Origin of the sequence: Pedobacter sp. Hv1, assembly GCF_001412215.1 — a bacterium.
Classification (GTDB): Bacteria; Bacteroidota; Bacteroidia; order Sphingobacteriales; family Sphingobacteriaceae; genus Pedobacter.
The window spans coordinates 180,013-197,618 of record NZ_LLWP01000004.1 but is presented as its reverse complement, the minus strand read 5'-3'; the positions used below and the strand labels follow the sequence as shown (position 1 = coordinate 197,618).

Genomic DNA, 17,606 nt, shown 5'->3' with positions numbered 1-17,606 from the left:
TATCTTAGCTCATCAACGCACCTCTTATGAATAGCTCTATTACTGTTGGATTAGCACAAATTTCGCCTGTTTGGTTAAACAAAGCAGCAACCATTAAAAAAATGCTGGATTACATTGTAACTGCCGCTGCACAACAATGTCAATTGATAGCTTTTGGCGAAGCACTTTTACCTGGTTATCCATTTTGGGTAGAGCTAACCAATGGGGCTGCATTTAATTCTAGCCTTCAAAAAGAAATGTATGCCCACTATGCCTATCAATCTATCTCTATCGCAAATGGCGATCTTACTCCTTTTTGTGAGATAGCTAAAGAAAAAAAGATCAATATTGTTTTGGGTTTTATGGAGCGTGCCGATGATAGAGGTGGACATAGTTTATACTGCTCGTTAACAAATATCAATACAGATGGCAAAATTGAATATGTGCATAGAAAATTAATGCCCACTTATGAAGAACGACTGGTTTGGGCCATTGGTGATGGAAATGGCCTCCAAGTAAGAAAATTAAACGATTTTACGGTTGGAGTTTTAAATTGTTGGGAAAACTGGATGCCCTTGGTAAGGTCTACCCTCTATGCTCAAGGTGAAGATCTACATATTGCACTTTGGCCTGGTAGTGTAAGAAACACCAGTGAGATTACACGTTTTATTGCTAAAGAAAGTAGGTCTTACGTACTTTCGGTTTCAAGTTTACTCCATAAAAAAGACATCTCTCCTTCACTCCCAGTTGCTACCGAGATGCTTGCTAAAAGCGACGAATGGCTAGCCGATGGAGGTTCTTGTATTGCAAAGCCAAATGGAGAATGGCTCTTGGCTCCAGTACAATATGAGGAAGGTTTATTTGTTCAAACCTTACAACATCAAGCTATTTTAGAAGAAAGACAGAATTTTGATCCCTCTGGCCATTATGCCCGACCAGATGTGCTACAATTAACCGTAAATAGGGAAAGACAAAAGCTAGTTCATTTTAAGGATGAAATTTAAATGGTAATTAGGCAATTGGAAGTGAGAAACAAAATTTACTTCCTGCACCAATTGCACTTTCTACCCAAATTTTTCCGTTTTCTGCTGCAATGAAATCTTTTGAGATGGCTAGGCCCAAACCTGAGCCCGACTTATTCTGTCCATCTGTAGGTACTTGATAATAACGATCAAATAATCTTTTTTGGTGTTTTTCTTCAATTCCCTTTCCGAAATCTTTAACCGAAAACTCAATAAATTGATCTTTTTCGATGACTTGAATAACGATTTTTGATTTTTTGGCGCTGTACCTCAATGCATTTGATAAGAAATTAACTAAAACCCAAGCCGTTTTTTGTACATCTGCATTTACATTTGGCAAATTGTTTTTACTGATCAGCTCCAATTGAATTTCATTCTGTTCTGCCTGAAAACTGACAACGTCTAAGGCCAATGTTACAATTTGATGTGGACTTGTTTGTACAATATTGAGTTGGAGATTTCCTGTTTCTACTTGTGCCAAATCTAGCAGTTCGCTCGTAATCTTCAATAAACGTTCGCTATCTTCTTTAATGTGCGTAACCAACTGGGTCTGTTCTTCGTTCATGGTGCCCACCCTTTCATCATTTAATAGCTTTAAGCTCATTTTAATAGATGATAGTGGTGTTTTTAACTCATGCGAAACCGTAGCTATAAAATTGGTCTTGGCCTCATCCAGCTCTTTAAATTTGGTAATGTTTTTTAAGATATAAACTTTCCCTGCAGATTTGCCAGTAGTAACCACTGTATCTTCGTTAGGTTCTTCAAAATTTGGAATAGTAATTTCTCTATTCTCTAACAAGAAATAGGATTCTTTTTCATTGGCGTAGATTTTTAATGGTTCTTCATCAGTATGTGCCGCCAAAACCCTTCTCAACAATTCATTTTTCTGACTTAGCTCTATAGCACTCTTTCCAATGGCCTGCACCGAATTAAGATCTAACAACTGTTTGGCAACTTTATTTAAGAATAAAACTTCCTGTTTATCATTTAAACCAATAATTGCATCTTGCATATGTTCAATAATTGTTTCAATACGCTGTTTTTCAGATTTCAGTTGGGCAATATTAGAATTGTCCCAATTTTTCAATTCAACAGCCATTTTATTAAAAGCCAAGGCCAATTCACTAAACTCATCACTCCCTTTAACTTCTAAGCGTTGTTTATAGTTTTTTCGACTAATTTCTCCAATACCTTTTAACAGTTCTCTCAAAGGATTGGCTATAAAACCAGGAAAGTTGACAATGAAACTGAACAAGATCAAAAAAGTAATAGATGCAGTAATCCCTAAATAGAGTGTAGCCTTTTCTGTTGCCCTTTGCGCATTGTCATTTTTCCTCACAATAGCATCCATGTTCAGCTCATCAATCTTTCTAAGTTGTGCACGAATATCTGAAAGTGCCTGCGATTTTTGCAACACAATTGCATCGGTAGCCATCATCTGCTGAAAAGCATTGCGTAAGGCTACAACGGCTTCTTTTTCACCTTTTTCGGTTACATTTTGTTCTTCTAACTTTAGTACCTGATCAAACATTTTACTGTTAATCTGATTAAGGGTGCCATTCTGGCGATCTAGCGCAGCACGCATTTCACTTACATAAACCAAAGATTTATAATTATCCTTTAAAATAACCTTCGAATGTACTGAGATTTCGTTGAGCTGATAAAGAGAGATGCCTCCAAAACAGATCACTACCAAGAATAAAAAGCCGAAGCCTAAGCGGAGTTTTGTTTTAATTTTCATCGTTTTATTTTTTAGGTGATGATGAAATCATGTAATTATATTTTTAGGATAAAATGACCAAATCTGTATCTTTTTTTGCCATTGCTTTTAACAAACCATTGAATACACTTGTACTTAAAATCAATTGAAACAGGTTAAAGTGTGGCTTACCAATACAAATGGTGGTAATTTCTTTTTCGTCTGCCAAATTGATAATCGTTTTAGTAATTTCATCACTTTTTATTCGAATAATTTCTGCCCCCAACTCAGTTGCCAACTTTAGGTTATTGAGTAAATATCGCTGTTTATCGAGTTTAATCCGGCTGGCATTTTCTTTATTACTTTGCACATACAAAACAATCCATGGCGAATGGTAATAAGAGGCCAATCTGGCTGTTTTTCTGATCACTACTTTAGCCGTTTCTTGATTGGAAGAAATACAGGCTAAGAATCGCTCTTGCCTTAATTTAATCTGTTTGGGAACTTCTATATTTACTTTACGTTCAACTTGATGGGCTACTTCTTTTAAGGCCAATTCTCTTAACTGTAGAATTTTTTCTGGCTTGAAAAAGTTGTTTAATGCTTGTTCTATCTTATTGGCCTGATAAATTTTGCCTTCTTTTAATCTAGTGAGCAGTTCATCGGCCGTTAAATCGATATTTACAATTTCATCAGCTGTTTCTAAAATCTTATCGGGTATACGTTCTGTAACCGAAATACCTGTAATCTGCTCTATTTCTTGATTGATACTTTCTAAATGCTGAATATTAACCGCCGAAATTACACTAATTCCAGCATCTAACAGGTCATAAACATCTTGCCAGCGTTTGGCATTTTTGCTCCCTTCAGCATTGGTATGTGCCAATTCATCAACTACTACAATTTCTGGATGGGCATTTAAAATTCCCTGCACATCCATTTCCTCAATTTCCTTGGCTCTATAAAAAATCTTCTTACGTGGAATAATAGGCAAACCTGCCAAAAGCTCATGGGTTTCTTTACGTTGATGTGTTTCGATGTATCCAATTCGAATGTCGATCCCGTTACGCAATAAGGCATGGCTTTCCTGTAACATGCGATAGGTTTTACCCACGCCTGCACTCATCCCAATGTAAATCTTTAGTTTTCCCCTCCGGTTCTTTTTAACCAGATCCAGAAACTCACGAACCTTATTTTCTTCTTCCATTTTATTTTAAAGTATCAAGACCCGATGCTGAATAAATATCTAGTTCCATTTTAAAAGTATCAAGTACAAAGTATCAAGTATCAAGACTGAGTGTTAAATAAATATCTAGTTCCCATTTTAAAAAAGTATCGAGTACAAAGTATCAAGTATCAAGACTGAGTGTTAAATAAATATCTAGTTCCCATTTTAAAAAAGTATCAAGTACTTAGTATAAAGTATTCATTACCAATATTGAGTGTAGAAAAGAGGGCTTATTTCTATTCCCCCCCTTCTATTCTCTATTTCCTATTAACTATTTCCTATTCCCCATCCCCTCAAAAAGCCACCGCTATACTCGCCGTAATTGTTGCATTCTGATTTACTGCATTGGTATTACGTGTAAAAATCTGATCCTTGCTATCATATAATTTGCCTTCTAACCTTACTACAGCATTGCTAATTGGTGCATAATCTAAATTTAGCGAATAACCTTTTGTTTGAAAACCATTTGGTGTTTCTGTTGCTATAAAAACACCATTTTTATCTTGATAATATTCAAACCTACCTGCTATGGCCCATTTAGGATCAATTTTATATTGGGCAATCAGTACTGGAGAAATCACTTTACTTTTTGCCGATTGGCCCTTTACTTTTTGCTGTGTTCCATAATCAAAGCCAGCTGTTAACCCAAAATGATCTGTTAATTGCGCAATGGCATAAAAATTATGGTAAATGCGATTGACACGAGCAGCATTTAAACCCTCTGTACCTATGTAATTGCTATAATTGAAGGTAAGCTTGGCACTTGGTTTATATGTCAATTGTACACCACCAGCAGGTTTACTGTTACCTGTTTGGCGATTGATCCTTTGCCAACCATTTAAATACAATAAGGTAGCGGTAAATTGACCATCGGCTGTACCATAAGTTAATTTGGCACCAGATTCGTAATAAGGCGTGTTTTCTGAAGAAATGTTTCTGGTTAGTACCCAACAATCTTTAGAAATGGCGCTTTCAAAGCCTATGTGGGAAGAAAAAACACCTGCATCAAGCCATAAATTCTCCTTTTCACTTAATTTGATTCCTGCATTGGCTTCAAAAATATTCTGAAGAACGCCAGGCTCAGCAGCTAGGTTGGCATTGGTATAAGTACCAGCCATCAAAGCCACATTGGCTCTTATTTTTTCAGTCTCGTAGTTTGCTTTGATAAAAGCTAAATTCAGGTTTACTTCGTTGTGTCTGTTGTGCGAATAGATGAACCCAGGTCTATTGCTAGTGGTAGGTTGATTAAAATCGTAGCCATAATAAGTTTCTAAATAACCAGAAACCTTAATTTTTGGACTTTCTTGTGCTTGTGTATATTCGGTTGCTAATAAGGCAGCAACAGCCATTGACATTATTTTTTTCATCTGTTTATAATCTATTTTTCATTTGTGATGAAGCTATCATGATTTTATAGCCATTTCTCTGTGCTTTTTGAAAAATCATGATGGTTTCATCTTTTTTTATTCATTTAATAAGTTTGTTGTAGCGAGGCGTTAATTCGTTATTTATTTCAACTCGTCTAAAGCCAAATTCAATTGCAATACATTTACTGTGCTTGGTCCAAATAAGCCTAACAATGGTCCATTTGTATTTTTCACCACTAATTCTGCAATTTTTCTTTCGTCTATTTTACGGTAGGCAGCTATTCTTTTAATTTGGATAATGGCACCTTGTTCAGAAATATTAGGATCTAAACCACTACCAGAAGCGGTTACCATATCTGCAGGGATATCTGCTCTTTTTAAACTTGGATTGTATTTTAATAAAGTATCAATGCGAGCCGCAACTTCTTTCAGGTAATCAGGGTTGGAAGGCCCTTTGTTTGAACCTGCAGAACCAGCAGCATTGTAATTGACAGCCGAAGGGCGACCCCAAAAATATTCAGGTTTGGTAAACGATTGGCCCAACAAGGCATAACCCACAACTTTACCATTTTTGGTAATTTTTTCTCCACCCCCATTGCCTTTGCTCAATTTGCCAGCCAATGCAATACCCATTGGATAGATGATGCATAACAAAACGATTAAAACTAATGTTAAACGGATGGATTGTATGATGTACTTTTTCATGATTTTTATTTTATGGGAGTCGCAATGAGGTTTTAATCTCCCCATTTTCTATTCCCGATTAACTATTTCCTAATTACTATTCTCTATTTACTATTCCCTATTTCCTACTCCCCTCTACACCAATAACCCCACAGCTAAATCGATCAATTTAATCCCGATAAAAGGCGCCACAACACCACCAATACCATAAATAAATAGGTTTCTACGGAGTAAGGCAGTTGCACCAATAGGTTTATAGGCTACACCTTTTAAGGCCAAAGGGATAAGAATTGGGATGATGATGGCATTGAATATCACTGCCGAAAGAATAGCACTTTCAGGACTATGCAAGCCCATTACATTTAAACTTTGTAATGCTGGAATTGAAGCAATAAACAAAGCTGGTACAATGGCAAAATACTTGGCCACATCGTTGGCAATAGAGAAGGTGGTTAAGGTTCCCCTAGTAATCAATAACTGTTTACCGATTTCTACAATCTCAATCAGCTTGGTTGGGTCGTTATCTAAATCGACCATGTTACCTGCTTCTTTTGCAGCTTGTGTTCCACTGTTCATGGCTACACCTACATCGGCCTGAGCCAAAGCTGGTGCATCGTTTGTTCCATCGCCCATCATGGCTACCAGTTTACCTAAAGCTTGCTCGTCTTTAATGTAATTCATTTTATCTTCAGGTTTCGCTTCTGCAATAAAATCATCTACACCAGCTTTTTCAGCAATATATTTGGCTGTTAAAGGATTGTCACCAGTAACCATTACTGTTTTAACTCCCATTTTACGCAAACGTTCAAAACGTTCGCTGATGCCTGGTTTAATGATATCCTGCAGTTCGATTACCCCTAAAGCTTTGTCATTTTCGGCAACTACCAATGGGGTTCCGCCATTTGAAGCAATGTGTTTAACTTTTTCTTCTATATCTGAAGGAAAAACATGACCTGCGGTTTGTACGATATTTCTAATGGAATCAAAAGCTCCTTTTCTAATTCTACGGCCGTCTGTTGTATCAATTCCGCTAGAGCGGGTTTCGGCAGTAAACTTGATAAATGTTGCTCCTGCTGGTGCTACTGTTGACATGGATGAATTGTCTTCTTTGGCCAATTCGATGATCGACTTTCCTTCAGGTGTTTCGTCGGCAAGCGAACTTAAAACACATGCTGCAGTAAATGCTTTTTTGGTTACACCCGCTGTAGGATAAAAATTAGTTGCTTTACGGTTACCAATGGTAATGGTTCCGGTTTTATCCAATAACAATACATCAATATCTCCGGCAGTTTCAACTGCTTTACCCGATTTGGTAATTACATTGGCTCTTAAAGCCCTGTCCATTCCGGCAATACCAATGGCAGAAAGCAAACCACCAATTGTAGTGGGAATTAAACACACAAACAAAGAAATCAGTGCAGCAATGGTGATTGGGGTATTGGCATAATCGGCAAATGGTTTGAGTGTTACGCACACAATAATGAATACCAATGTAAAACTTGCCAATAAAATGGTCAAAGCAATTTCGTTAGGTGTTTTCTGACGAGAAGCTCCCTCTACCAATGCAATCATTTTATCTAAAAAACTTTCGCCAGGTTCGGTACTTACCTTTACTTTAATCTCATCAGAGAGTACTTTGGTACCACCAGTAACAGATGATTTATCACCTCCAGATTCTCTAATAACAGGGGCAGATTCGCCAGTAATGGCCGATTCGTCTATCGTTGCAATCCCTTCGATGATCTCTCCATCTGTTGGAATGATGTCTCCTGTTTCGCAAACAAATACATCTCCTTTTCTTAATGAATTGGACGAACGGATTTCATAACTTCCATTGGCCAATACCACTTTAGCGGGTGTTTCTTCACGTGTTTTACGCAAACTATCTGCTTGGGCCTTACCTCTTGCTTCGGCAATGGCTTCGGCAAAGTTGGCAAACAATACAGTAAGCAATAAAATCAGAAAGATAAAAAAGTTATATAGGGCAGATCCTTGATCGGTATGGCTGATTGAATATATTGTAACGTAAGCCATTACCAAAGTACCGATCTCTACCGTAAACATTACGGGGTTTCGAACCATTAACCTTGGATCTAGTTTGATAAATGATTGTTTAAGCGCTGTCTGAACTAATGCAGGCTCGAATAATTTATTTGAAGTTTTCATTTTTTTATTTGATTAATTGTAGATGGAATGTCCTGGGTACTATTTGGAAATAGGGAATGGTGAATAGGAAATAGAATGAATTGTAGGAGTGTGATTTATTCTCACCAAGCTCATCTTGCTATTCCAAAATGGTACATTGAGCGTACATAAATCTATATTGCCTATGAAACCACACCAAAACTTAGAAGTATGGAAACAAAGTTTTGCCTTAGTTAAAAAGCTGTATATCCTTACCTCAACTTTCCCTCTAGAAGAGCGGTTTGGATTAATCTCACAAATTCGAAGAGCCTGTACCTCAATCCCTGTCAATATTGCCGAAGGTGCAGCAAGAAGATCAGATAAAGAATTGCAACAGTTCCTATACATTGCATTAGGATCGGCAAGTGAATTAGATACCTTATTACTTTTAGCAACGGAGTTAAACTTCCTGTCTGCAAAAGAATTTGAGCTGATCTCTATTGATTTAGATTCCATTTTTAAATTGTTATTAGGTTTTATTAATATGGTTAAGAAGCGGATTAAAGTATAGCAACCCCTTCCCCATTTACTATTTACTATTTACTATTTCCTATTCCCCTTACTTAAGCATTGTAAAATATTCTGCCAACGGACCTAATGTTAATGCTGGGAAATAAGAAAGGGCATTCAATACGATAATGATGGCAAAAGTCATTAAGCTAAAGGTTAACGTATCTGTTTTTAGTGTACCAGCAGATTCAGGAATGAATTTCTTTCTGCCCAACAAGCCTGCAATAGCTACAGGACCAATAATTGGCAAGAAACGACCTAGAAATATGACAATTCCTGTAGATAGGTTCCAAAACGTATTGTTATCTCCCAAGCCTTCAAAACCAGAACCATTGTTGGCATTTGAAGATGTCATTTCATACAACATCTCCGAAAAACCATGAAAACCTGGATTGTTCAACCAATTTTTAGGTTGCACTGTCCATGTAGCATCACCATAATTGGTAAACAAATGTGCCGACACGGCTGTACCTGCCAAGATTAAAAATGGACTGAGCAAAGTAATGATGGCGGCTATTTTAATTTCACGAGCTTCTACTTTATGTCCCAAAAACTCTGGGGTTCGCCCTACCATTAAACCAGAAATAAAAACGGCAATAATGAGATAGATGAAGTAGTTTAACATTCCTACACCACAACCACCATAAAAACCATTGATCATCATGGCCAACAATTGCCAAAGACCAGTTAAAGGCATGGTACTATCGTGCATTCCGTTTACAGAGCCTGTAGAAATAATGGTAGTTAAGGTACTCCAATAAGCAGTAGCAGCAGGGCCAACCCTTACCTCTTTCCCTTCCATAGCTCCAGTATGTTGACTAATGCCCATTTTGGCAATCTCTGGATTTCCACCTAGTTCAGAACTTAATGAAGGAATCATCAATAACAACATCCCGATGGTCATTACACCAAAAATCATCCAGCCTAGCTTTCTGCGACGGATAAAATATCCAAAACAGATCACCATAGCGATTGGAATAATGGTTTGTGCCATCATTTCTACCATGTTTGTGATGTAATTAGGGTTTTCGAAAGGATGTGCTGAATTGGCTCCAAAAAAGCCACCACCATTGGTTCCTAAATGTTTAATGGCAATAAACTGTGCTGCAGGACCGCGAGAAACATTAACGGTATCGCCTTGCATTGAAATAAACTGATCTTTAGATTCGTAACTTGAAGGCGTGCCGTTAAACGTTAAAATTAGGGCAATAACAATGGCAATTGGCAATAACAAACGGGTAATTGCTTTTACAAAAAACTCCCAAAAGTTACCTAGTGTTTCGCTGGTTTTATCTCTAAATGCTTTAAATAATACCACTGCGGCAGCAATACCAGTTGCAGCACTTACAAATTGCAAGAACATCAATACATATTGTTGCGTAAGGTAGCTTACTCCACTCTCGCCAGAATAGTGCTGCAGGTTACAATTGGCTACAAAACTGATAATGGTATTAAATGCAAGGTCTGCTGTCATACCAGGATTACCATCTGGATTTAATGGTAATTTATCCTGATAGATCAGCACCACAAAGCCGTATACCAGCCATACTGAATTAATAAGTAACAACACTTTTAAATGTTGTTTCCAGTTCATTTGTTCTTTTGGATTGATGCCCGAAAGTTTATAAATTCCTTTCTCTATCGGGTTTAAAAAGTCTGTCCATACTTTTTCTCCTGCAAAAACCTTTGCTAAGTATTTACCAAGTGGTATGGCAATAACAAGTGTGAGCAGGAAAGTGGCAATAATGCCAAGAAATTCTGTGTTCATTTTCTTTTTTTAAATTGGAGATGGTAAATAATTAAGTTAAAATGGAATTAGGTTTGTTTTTACGTAAAACCTTACTATTCCGCCTTATTTCTAATTAAAACTTTTCTGGTTTGATGAGTACGTAAACCATGTAAAGGAATACAGCTACTGCGATGATAAATAGTGTTAGCATAAGTCTAAATGTTTTCGAACCAGTCAATGGATTTGTACATTATCCAACAAAAGACAAGTAGGGTGAGCAATAAGATAATTGTGATCATGTTCTTTAATTTTTAACGCTTATACCAATCGCTATACCAATGAAATAAATAAAATATAAACAACTGTAATACAAATACTTAAATAAAAAACAAAAACTTAGGTTATAAAAAAACCCTTCCATTTTGGAAGGGTTTTTATCAAAATGAAAATTGGGTTTAGAAGGACTTAATTTTCATTAATGCTTTGTAAAGCGGGCAAAGGTTGAGTAGCCGAACTCGCTAAGTAAGGTTTAATAGATTCGAGCAATTCGATATAAATGGCTATCCCCTGTTCTATTTCTGCCAGAAAGATAAACTCATCAGCCATATGAGAACGGGCCGAGTCGCCTGGCCCCATTTTAACCGATGGCATTTCTAACCAACCTTGATCGGAGCTTGTTGGAGAAATGTATGTTTTTCTACCAATGGCCAAACCTGTTTTTACTAATGGATGCAAAACATCTATTGCCGAAGGGGTTAAAATATTGGGTCTGATCTTAATATCACAAAAGGTATGGTTTTGGATCACATTCATGATCTCTTTTACCGTGTAGCTATGGTCAAACCTAACGTCTACTGTAAAGGCACATTCGCCCGGTACGACATTGTGTTGTTGCCCTGCCTGAATTTGGGTAACTGTCATTTTAACCGGGTTAGGAAGATTAGACTCTACCGGAAAAACATAAGTCGAGAACCATTGAATATCTTTGATGGCTTTGTAAATGGCATTGATGCCCTCGGCTCTAGCTGCGTGTCCTGATTTCCCAGTAGCCAAACAGTCTAATACCATCGATCCTTTTTCAGCAATTGCAATTTGCATGGTAGTTGGTTCGCCAACAATGGCAAAAGAAATGGGCAATAAATCATTCAAGATACTTCTGATACCTTTCTGTCCCGAGTTTTCTTCTTCAGCGGTTGCCGCTAAACAAAGGTTAAATGGTAAATCTTTCTGTGCATAAAAATGTAAAAAAGTAGCTGTTAACGCAACCAACGCCCCACCTGCATCATTACTGCCCAAGCCATAAATTCGTCCATCTTTAATTGTGGGGTCAAAAGGATTGAGTTTGTACTGCTCATTTGGTTTCACCGTATCGAGATGAGAATTTAATAAGATAGTCGGTTTTTTGGTATCGTAATACTTGTTGTAACACCAAATATTGTTGTGTTTTCTTGTGGTTGGAACCAAGTAGGTATTTAAGAATGATTCGACCTGATCTGCAACTTGCTTTTCTTCTCCACTAAAAGAAGGTGTAGCGATCATTTTTTCTAACAATTGTATGGCTTGGTGATATAATATGTTCGTATTCATTTGCTTAATTTTAAGGGTTTGTTAAATGAGTTGAGAAAGAGGATAACGTAAGGTTGGTTTTTCAAATTGGACGCTGTTTGCAGTAAATTCAGGATCGAATAGCATGGCTGTACATAAACAATTGCATCTTTTGTTACGCTCCAGAATATCGTAGTTTACACAGCTTTTGCAGCCATCCCAAAATTTTTCGTTTTGCGTAATTGCTTCAAAAGCCACTGGCTTAAAGCCCAATTGGCTATTCATGTTCATAATAGCGTTACCTGAAGTAATACTGAAGATTTTGGCATTTGGGCAAGTCCATCTCGCTATTTCAAAAACTTTACTTTTGATAGATTTAGCTACGCCTAAATTGCGAAATGCAGGCGCCACAATTAAACCAGAGTTTGAAACAAAGTTGCCATCATCCCAAATTTCTAAATAAGCAAAGCCAACCCAATTTCCGGTACTGGTTAAAGCAATTACTGCTTTTCCGTCACGCATTTTTTGCATCACTGTTAGCGCAGAACGCTTAGCGATACCTGTTCCTCTGGCAATAGCCGAACTTTCTGTTTCTTTAATAATTTCATCTACGTATTTGATATCTTCAATTGTAGCAATACGTATAAAGATCTTTTGATTTTCCATTTTTATGAATTTATAAAAACGGGGATTTCAATAGCCGTGCCTAACAATTACCAAGCCTAGAAAAGTGCCAATAGACCTATCAAAAAAATATAACTTCCTCTTTTTGCCATTGGCCATTCATTAAAAAACCCTTCCAAAATGAAAGGGTTTTTTATTAAAATGAAAGCTTTTACTAGTCTTCCTGAAGTTGATATTCTTCTATTTTACGGTATAAAGTAGTGAGCCCAATATTTAATAACCTAGCGGTTTCGGTTTTGTTGCCTTTGGTATGTGCCAAAACTTTTTGGATATGTTGTTTTTCTATCGTTTGCAAATCAAGCGCATTGCTTTGTGGCGTATCAATAAAAAACTCATTGGGTAACTGTGCAGTATGTAAAGTATTGGTATCGGCTAAAATCACCAACCTTTCCATTACATTTTTAAGTTCCCGTACATTCCCTTTCCAGTTGTGTTTGGTTAGGGCTGTTAGTAATTTATCTTCCATTTTTAGCTTAGGTCGATTTACCTTTTTGGCAAATTCTGCTAAATAGAAATCGGCTAACAAAGTAATGTCGGCCTTTCGCTCCCTTAATGCAGGTAGCGGAATGATAAATACAGATAAACGATAATATAGATCTAACCTAAAATGGCCAGCATCTGCTTGTTCCTTTAAATTTCGATTAGTGGCCGCTATAATCCGTACATTAACCTGGCTGGTTGTGGTGGCTCCTATTTTAATAAATGATTGATTCTCCAGTACCCGCAATAGTTTAGCTTGCAGATCGAGGTTCATTTCACCAATTTCATCCAAAAATAAGGTACCCCCATTGGCTTCTTCTAATAAGCCTTTTTTATCTTTATTTGCTCCTGTAAAGGCGCCTGCCTTGTAGCCAAACAGTTCACTTTCTAACAGTTCAGGGCTAAAACCACTACAGTTTAGGGCTACAAAAGGTTTTAAATTTCTAGGGCTTTCAAAATGGATGGCTTGAGCAAATACTTCTTTTCCTGTCCCTGTTTCGCCCAACAGTAAAACCGTAGTATCGGTAACCGCTACTTTTTCTGCCAAAGTAATGGCTTCTTTAATGGCTTTCGAATTTCCTAAAATATGTTTGAAACTGTATTTGCCAACTATTTTACTTTCCAACTCGTATACTCTCAATTGCAGTTCGGCCTTGGCAATGGCCTTGTACACCAACGGAATAATCTTATCGTTGTCATCGCCCTTGGTCAGGTAATCAAAAGCGCCATTTTTAATGGCCAAAACTCCATCGGCTATTGTACCATAAGCCGTAAGGTTAATGATCTCGATGTAAGGTTTAATGGCCTTCATTTGTTTAACCAATTCTACTCCATTGGCATCAGGTAGTTTAACATCACTAATCACCACTACCACATCGTGATTACTGATCATTTTTAAACCTTCTTTTGCATTTTGTGCCTGTAAAACAGCAAAACCTTCCAGTTCTATAATCCTGGCAAGTAAACTGCGGATTTTACTTTCATCATCAATGATGAGTATTGTTGAGCTCATGGTTTGAAATTATGTGACAATATTAGGTATAAAGATCACAAAATCCATACCTGCTTTAAAATTCAACTTTGTAAAGCCTTAGGCAAAATCATTTATTTATTGAGCCTAGATAATTACATTTGTTGCATGCTTAGAATTGGAATAGCTGAAGATGATCGCAAAATTGCATCACTACTAAAATCTGCTTTAGAAGAAAATGGCTATGATGCTGTGGCTATAGACAGTGGTGCAGCCGCTTTGCAGGTCTTTCAACAAGAAAAATTTGATCTTTTAATTTTAGATGTAATGATGCCCGAAATTAATGGCCATCAGCTTTGCCAAAAGATCAGGGCCACAAATCCAAATATTCCAATACTGATGTTAACTGCCTTGGGCACTGTAGATGATAAGGTGACTGGATTGGAAGCAGGTGCAGACGATTATTTGGTTAAACCCTTTCATTTGAAAGAATTGTTGGCCAGAATTAGCGCTTTATTGAGGCGCTATCAACCAGAAAGCATAAAAGAAACCGCTCATTTGCTTTGTTATGAAGACCTTTGCATGGATACCTATAGCAAAGAGGTAAAAAGAGCTAATGTACCCATTAACCTCAGTGCAAAGGAATATGTATTGTTAGAACTTTTCTTACGTAACCCTAATCGTTTATTATCCCGTCAGTTTATTGCAGAACAGGCTTGGGACATCAATTTTGATACGGGCACTAATGTAATTGATGTGTACGTTAATTTTTTAAGAAAAAAGATTGAAAAGGGCTTTGAACGGAAGTTGATCCACACCAAAATTAATATGGGCTATATCTTAAAGTAAATGAAGATCAAAGATAGATTGGCATTAAATTTTACACTCATTAGCACTGGTATGCTTTTGTTTGTGCTCTGTAGTGTCTATTTTATTTTCCTTAAATTTTTGGAAGCCGATTTTTATGCTCGATTAACCGACCGTACCATGGTAACGGCTAAACTGTATTTAGAAGCCGATGAAATTTCTAGGGATGCCCTGAATAAAGTGAGGAGCCAATATCTTGTTAAATTGAGTGATGAAGTGATCAGGATCTATGATTCAAAGAACAAGGCTACATTTATTGGAGATCGGGCACAATACTGGACAGCAGAGGTAATTGATAAGGTTCGGAAAGAGCGAAAAATCCAATTTAAAGATGGCGAACATCAAGTAGTAGGTATTTTTTATAAAGACAATCAGGGCGATTTTGTGATTTTGGCTTCTGCAACTGATCAGAGTTCGCTTTACAGACTGAAAAAGCTCTTTAAGATCATGCTGGCTACTTTTATCATCATTTCGATCTTATTGTTATTTTCTGGAAGATGGTTGGCTAAAAAAATTCTACAACCTTTACATGTCTTTATGGAAGAGGTGAAAAAAGTAGGTTCGGCTAATCTGGAATTTCGGGTAAAAGAAACCACTGCCAAAGATGAGATCAATCAATTGGCTCAAAACTTTAACCAATTGATGGAAGAACTAGAACAAGCTTTTATCTTGCAAAAAACGTTTGTATCTAATGCTTCGCATGAGCTCAGAACCCCAATTACGAGGGTAATGATGACCGCAGAATTGGCTTTATCTAAAGAACGACAAATCACTGATTATCAAAAAGTATTGGAATCGATGCTCGAAGATATTTCAAAAATGGACGATATCATTACCGGTCTGCTCACCCTTGCCAAAGTAGACCTGGAATTAGCCAGCTCCCATCTCTCTCCCATCCGTCTCGATGAAATTCTGATCGATCTAAAAGAAGAATGGCAAAAGCAAAACGGGGCCAATCTTCAGTTGACTTTTCAAATAGACCATGAGCCTATCATTTTGGCAAATACCATATTATTGCATATTGCCTTGAACAACATCATCTCCAATGCATTCAAATTCTCCAACAACCAAACCATCGAATGTATACTCGAAAGTAATCCTCAACAGATTAGGTTAGCCATTCAAGATCAGGGTATCGGCATTAACGCTACAGATTTAGCGGAGATTTTTAAGCCCTATTACAGTAGATCTGCACAAAGTGGACAATATGGCGAAGGAATGGGCTTATACATGGCTTCCAAAATTATCAGTCTATTTAAAGGGCACATTGAAGTAGAATCTACCCCAGCCAAAGGAAGTACCTTTATCTTATCGTTTCCTAAACTTTAATCCCGTTTTAATTTCGCTTTAATTCGGCTTTAATTTACTGGCAATAGCTTTGCCAAATGAAAACAATTCGTTTATTGTTCGCTTTGCTGCTATTGTCTGCTATGGCTGTAAAAGCCCAAACCGATAGTTTAAAAATAGACCTTACACAAGCAGAACGCTTATTCTTGACTAAGAATTATCAATTGCTGGCCGCCAATTATCAAATTAGCCAAGCACAGGCAGAAATCATCACTGCAAAATTATTTGATAATCCAGAACTGAGCTACGAAAACCTCTTCTACAATCACGAAACAAAGCGGTTTTTTGAAACTTCTTTTGCTACAGGGCAATATAATGCTCAAATTTCTCAGCTGATTAAATTGGCTGGCAAACGCAAAAAAAATATAGCCTTAGCAGAAACCGGGGTAAAAATGGCGACGCATGAATATGCTGACCTCTTAAGAAATCTTCGTTTTCAATTGAGAAATACATTTTACAAAGCCTATTACAGTAGTCAATCTATTCAAGTCTATCGTCAAGAAATTACTTCAAGTGAGCAGCTGTTAAACATTTACCAACAGCAATTTAAAATGGGCAATGTTGCTTCAAAAGATGTGATCAGGATCCAATCTTTATTGATTAATCTAAAATCGGAGCTCAATAGCTTGTTAAATGAGTTAGAAGACAATTACAAGGACATTAAACTGATGTGTGGCATTGAGGCCAATACTAAGCTTTATTTGAGCTTAAATCCAAACCAAGGCTTGGGTAATGAGGTTCAAAAAACTCCTTATGTTAACTTGTTAGATTCTGCTAAGGCCAATCGCTCTGATTATCAACTGGCTAAAACAGGGCTAAGCTACAACGAGGCCAATTTAAAGCTACAAAAAGCAATGGCCATTCCAGATGTCGAATTATCACTCAGCTACGATTTAAAAGGGAATTACCCAGAAAAGTATACAGGCATAGGCATTAGAGTTCCCATTCCATTGTTTAACCGCAACCAGGGCGAAATTAAAAAAGCGAAAATTGGTATTGAGGCAGCAAGCACCCACATTCAGATGCAAGAAGCGCTATTGGCAAACGAGGTATACAATAGTTACCAAACCGCCCTTAGGTCTGAACAACAGTACAAAAGCATCGACCCCCAGTTTAGCAACAGTTTTGACCAGTTGATGGTAGGTGTAAACAAGAATTTTAGAGAACGGAACATCAGTCTAATTGAGTTTTTAGACTTCTATCAATCTTATAAAGAAAGTACCCTACAGCTTAACCAATTAAAATTTGAAAGATTAAGCAACAGAGAAGAAATTAACTACGTAACAGGTTCAAACATTTTCAACTAATCCA

Annotated in this window: 15 protein-coding genes; 5 read left to right on the top strand and 10 right to left on the bottom strand. The window is 37.1% G+C overall.

Annotation, left to right across the window (positions count from 1 at the left end; all coding sequences use genetic code 11):
- Window positions 1-26 precede the first annotated feature (26 nt).
- Window positions 27-983: a carbon-nitrogen hydrolase family protein gene (locus AQF98_RS08680; protein WP_055131545.1), complete on the top strand. Its 957-nt coding sequence runs from the start codon at window positions 27-29 to the stop codon at window positions 981-983.
- Between the two features lie 7 nt (window positions 984-990).
- On the opposite strand, the gene AQF98_RS08675 is transcribed toward AQF98_RS08680, so the two are convergent.
- From AQF98_RS08675 to kdpB, 5 genes are all read right to left on the bottom strand, one after another.
- On the bottom strand, window positions 991-2,742 hold the full coding sequence (locus AQF98_RS08675) for an ATP-binding protein (RefSeq protein WP_055131544.1): 1,752 nt from the start codon (window positions 2,740-2,742) through the stop codon (window positions 991-993).
- A 43-nt stretch (window positions 2,743-2,785) separates the two neighbouring features.
- Window positions 2,786-3,907: a histidine kinase gene (locus tag AQF98_RS08670; RefSeq protein WP_055131543.1), complete on the bottom strand. Its 1,122-nt coding sequence runs from the start codon at window positions 3,905-3,907 to the stop codon at window positions 2,786-2,788.
- Between the two features lie 314 nt (window positions 3,908-4,221).
- Window positions 4,222-5,295 (bottom strand): porin, encoded by a 1,074-nt coding sequence (locus AQF98_RS08665; protein ID WP_055131542.1) that lies wholly within the window; start codon window positions 5,293-5,295, stop codon window positions 4,222-4,224.
- Window positions 5,296-5,436: 141 nt separating this feature from the next.
- Window positions 5,437-6,000 (bottom strand): K(+)-transporting ATPase subunit C, encoded by a 564-nt coding sequence (locus tag AQF98_RS08660; RefSeq protein ID WP_055131541.1) that lies wholly within the window; start codon window positions 5,998-6,000, stop codon window positions 5,437-5,439.
- 114 nt (window positions 6,001-6,114) lie between these two features.
- Complete coding sequence (kdpB, locus tag AQF98_RS08655; RefSeq protein WP_055131540.1) at window positions 6,115-8,145, bottom strand: potassium-transporting ATPase subunit KdpB; 2,031 nt, start codon at window positions 8,143-8,145, stop codon at window positions 6,115-6,117.
- Between the two features lie 163 nt (window positions 8,146-8,308).
- Between kdpB and AQF98_RS08650 the strand changes: the two genes are divergently transcribed.
- Window positions 8,309-8,674 (top strand): four helix bundle protein, encoded by a 366-nt coding sequence (locus AQF98_RS08650; RefSeq protein ID WP_055131539.1) that lies wholly within the window; start codon window positions 8,309-8,311, stop codon window positions 8,672-8,674.
- A gap of 48 nt (window positions 8,675-8,722) precedes the next feature.
- Here AQF98_RS08650 and kdpA read toward each other — a convergent pair whose 3' ends face one another.
- The 5 genes from kdpA to AQF98_RS08630 form a co-directional block, all read right to left on the bottom strand.
- Window positions 8,723-10,441: a potassium-transporting ATPase subunit KdpA gene (kdpA, locus tag AQF98_RS08645; protein WP_055131538.1), complete on the bottom strand. Its 1,719-nt coding sequence runs from the start codon at window positions 10,439-10,441 to the stop codon at window positions 8,723-8,725.
- Between the two features lie 94 nt (window positions 10,442-10,535).
- Window positions 10,536-10,613 (bottom strand): potassium-transporting ATPase subunit F, encoded by a 78-nt coding sequence (locus AQF98_RS21820; protein ID WP_152969700.1) that lies wholly within the window; start codon window positions 10,611-10,613, stop codon window positions 10,536-10,538.
- 254 nt (window positions 10,614-10,867) lie between these two features.
- Window positions 10,868-11,989, bottom strand: coding sequence for a M20 family metallo-hydrolase (locus AQF98_RS08640; protein ID WP_055131537.1), 1,122 nt, complete (start codon window positions 11,987-11,989; stop codon window positions 10,868-10,870).
- Window positions 11,990-12,010: 21 nt separating this feature from the next.
- Window positions 12,011-12,613, bottom strand: a complete 603-nt coding sequence (locus AQF98_RS08635; protein WP_055131536.1) for a GNAT family N-acetyltransferase — start codon at window positions 12,611-12,613, stop codon at window positions 12,011-12,013.
- Window positions 12,614-12,785: 172 nt separating this feature from the next.
- Window positions 12,786-14,123 (bottom strand): sigma-54 dependent transcriptional regulator, encoded by a 1,338-nt coding sequence (locus AQF98_RS08630; RefSeq protein WP_055131535.1) that lies wholly within the window; start codon window positions 14,121-14,123, stop codon window positions 12,786-12,788.
- A gap of 126 nt (window positions 14,124-14,249) precedes the next feature.
- On the opposite strand from AQF98_RS08630, the gene AQF98_RS08625 reads away from it, so the two are divergent.
- Genes AQF98_RS08625 through AQF98_RS08615 form a run of 3 tightly spaced genes read left to right on the top strand, consistent with a single transcriptional unit; the run spans window position 14,250 to window position 17,602 of the window.
- Complete coding sequence (locus tag AQF98_RS08625; RefSeq protein WP_055131534.1) at window positions 14,250-14,930, top strand: response regulator transcription factor; 681 nt, start codon at window positions 14,250-14,252, stop codon at window positions 14,928-14,930.
- The gene (locus AQF98_RS08620) at window positions 14,931-16,277 is read left to right on the top strand and encodes a HAMP domain-containing sensor histidine kinase (RefSeq protein WP_055131533.1); all 1,347 of its coding nucleotides are present in this window, start codon (window positions 14,931-14,933) and stop codon (window positions 16,275-16,277) included. It begins immediately after the preceding gene.
- Window positions 16,278-16,333: 56 nt separating this feature from the next.
- Complete coding sequence (locus tag AQF98_RS08615; protein ID WP_055131532.1) at window positions 16,334-17,602, top strand: TolC family protein; 1,269 nt, start codon at window positions 16,334-16,336, stop codon at window positions 17,600-17,602.
- Window positions 17,603-17,606 lie beyond the last annotated feature (4 nt).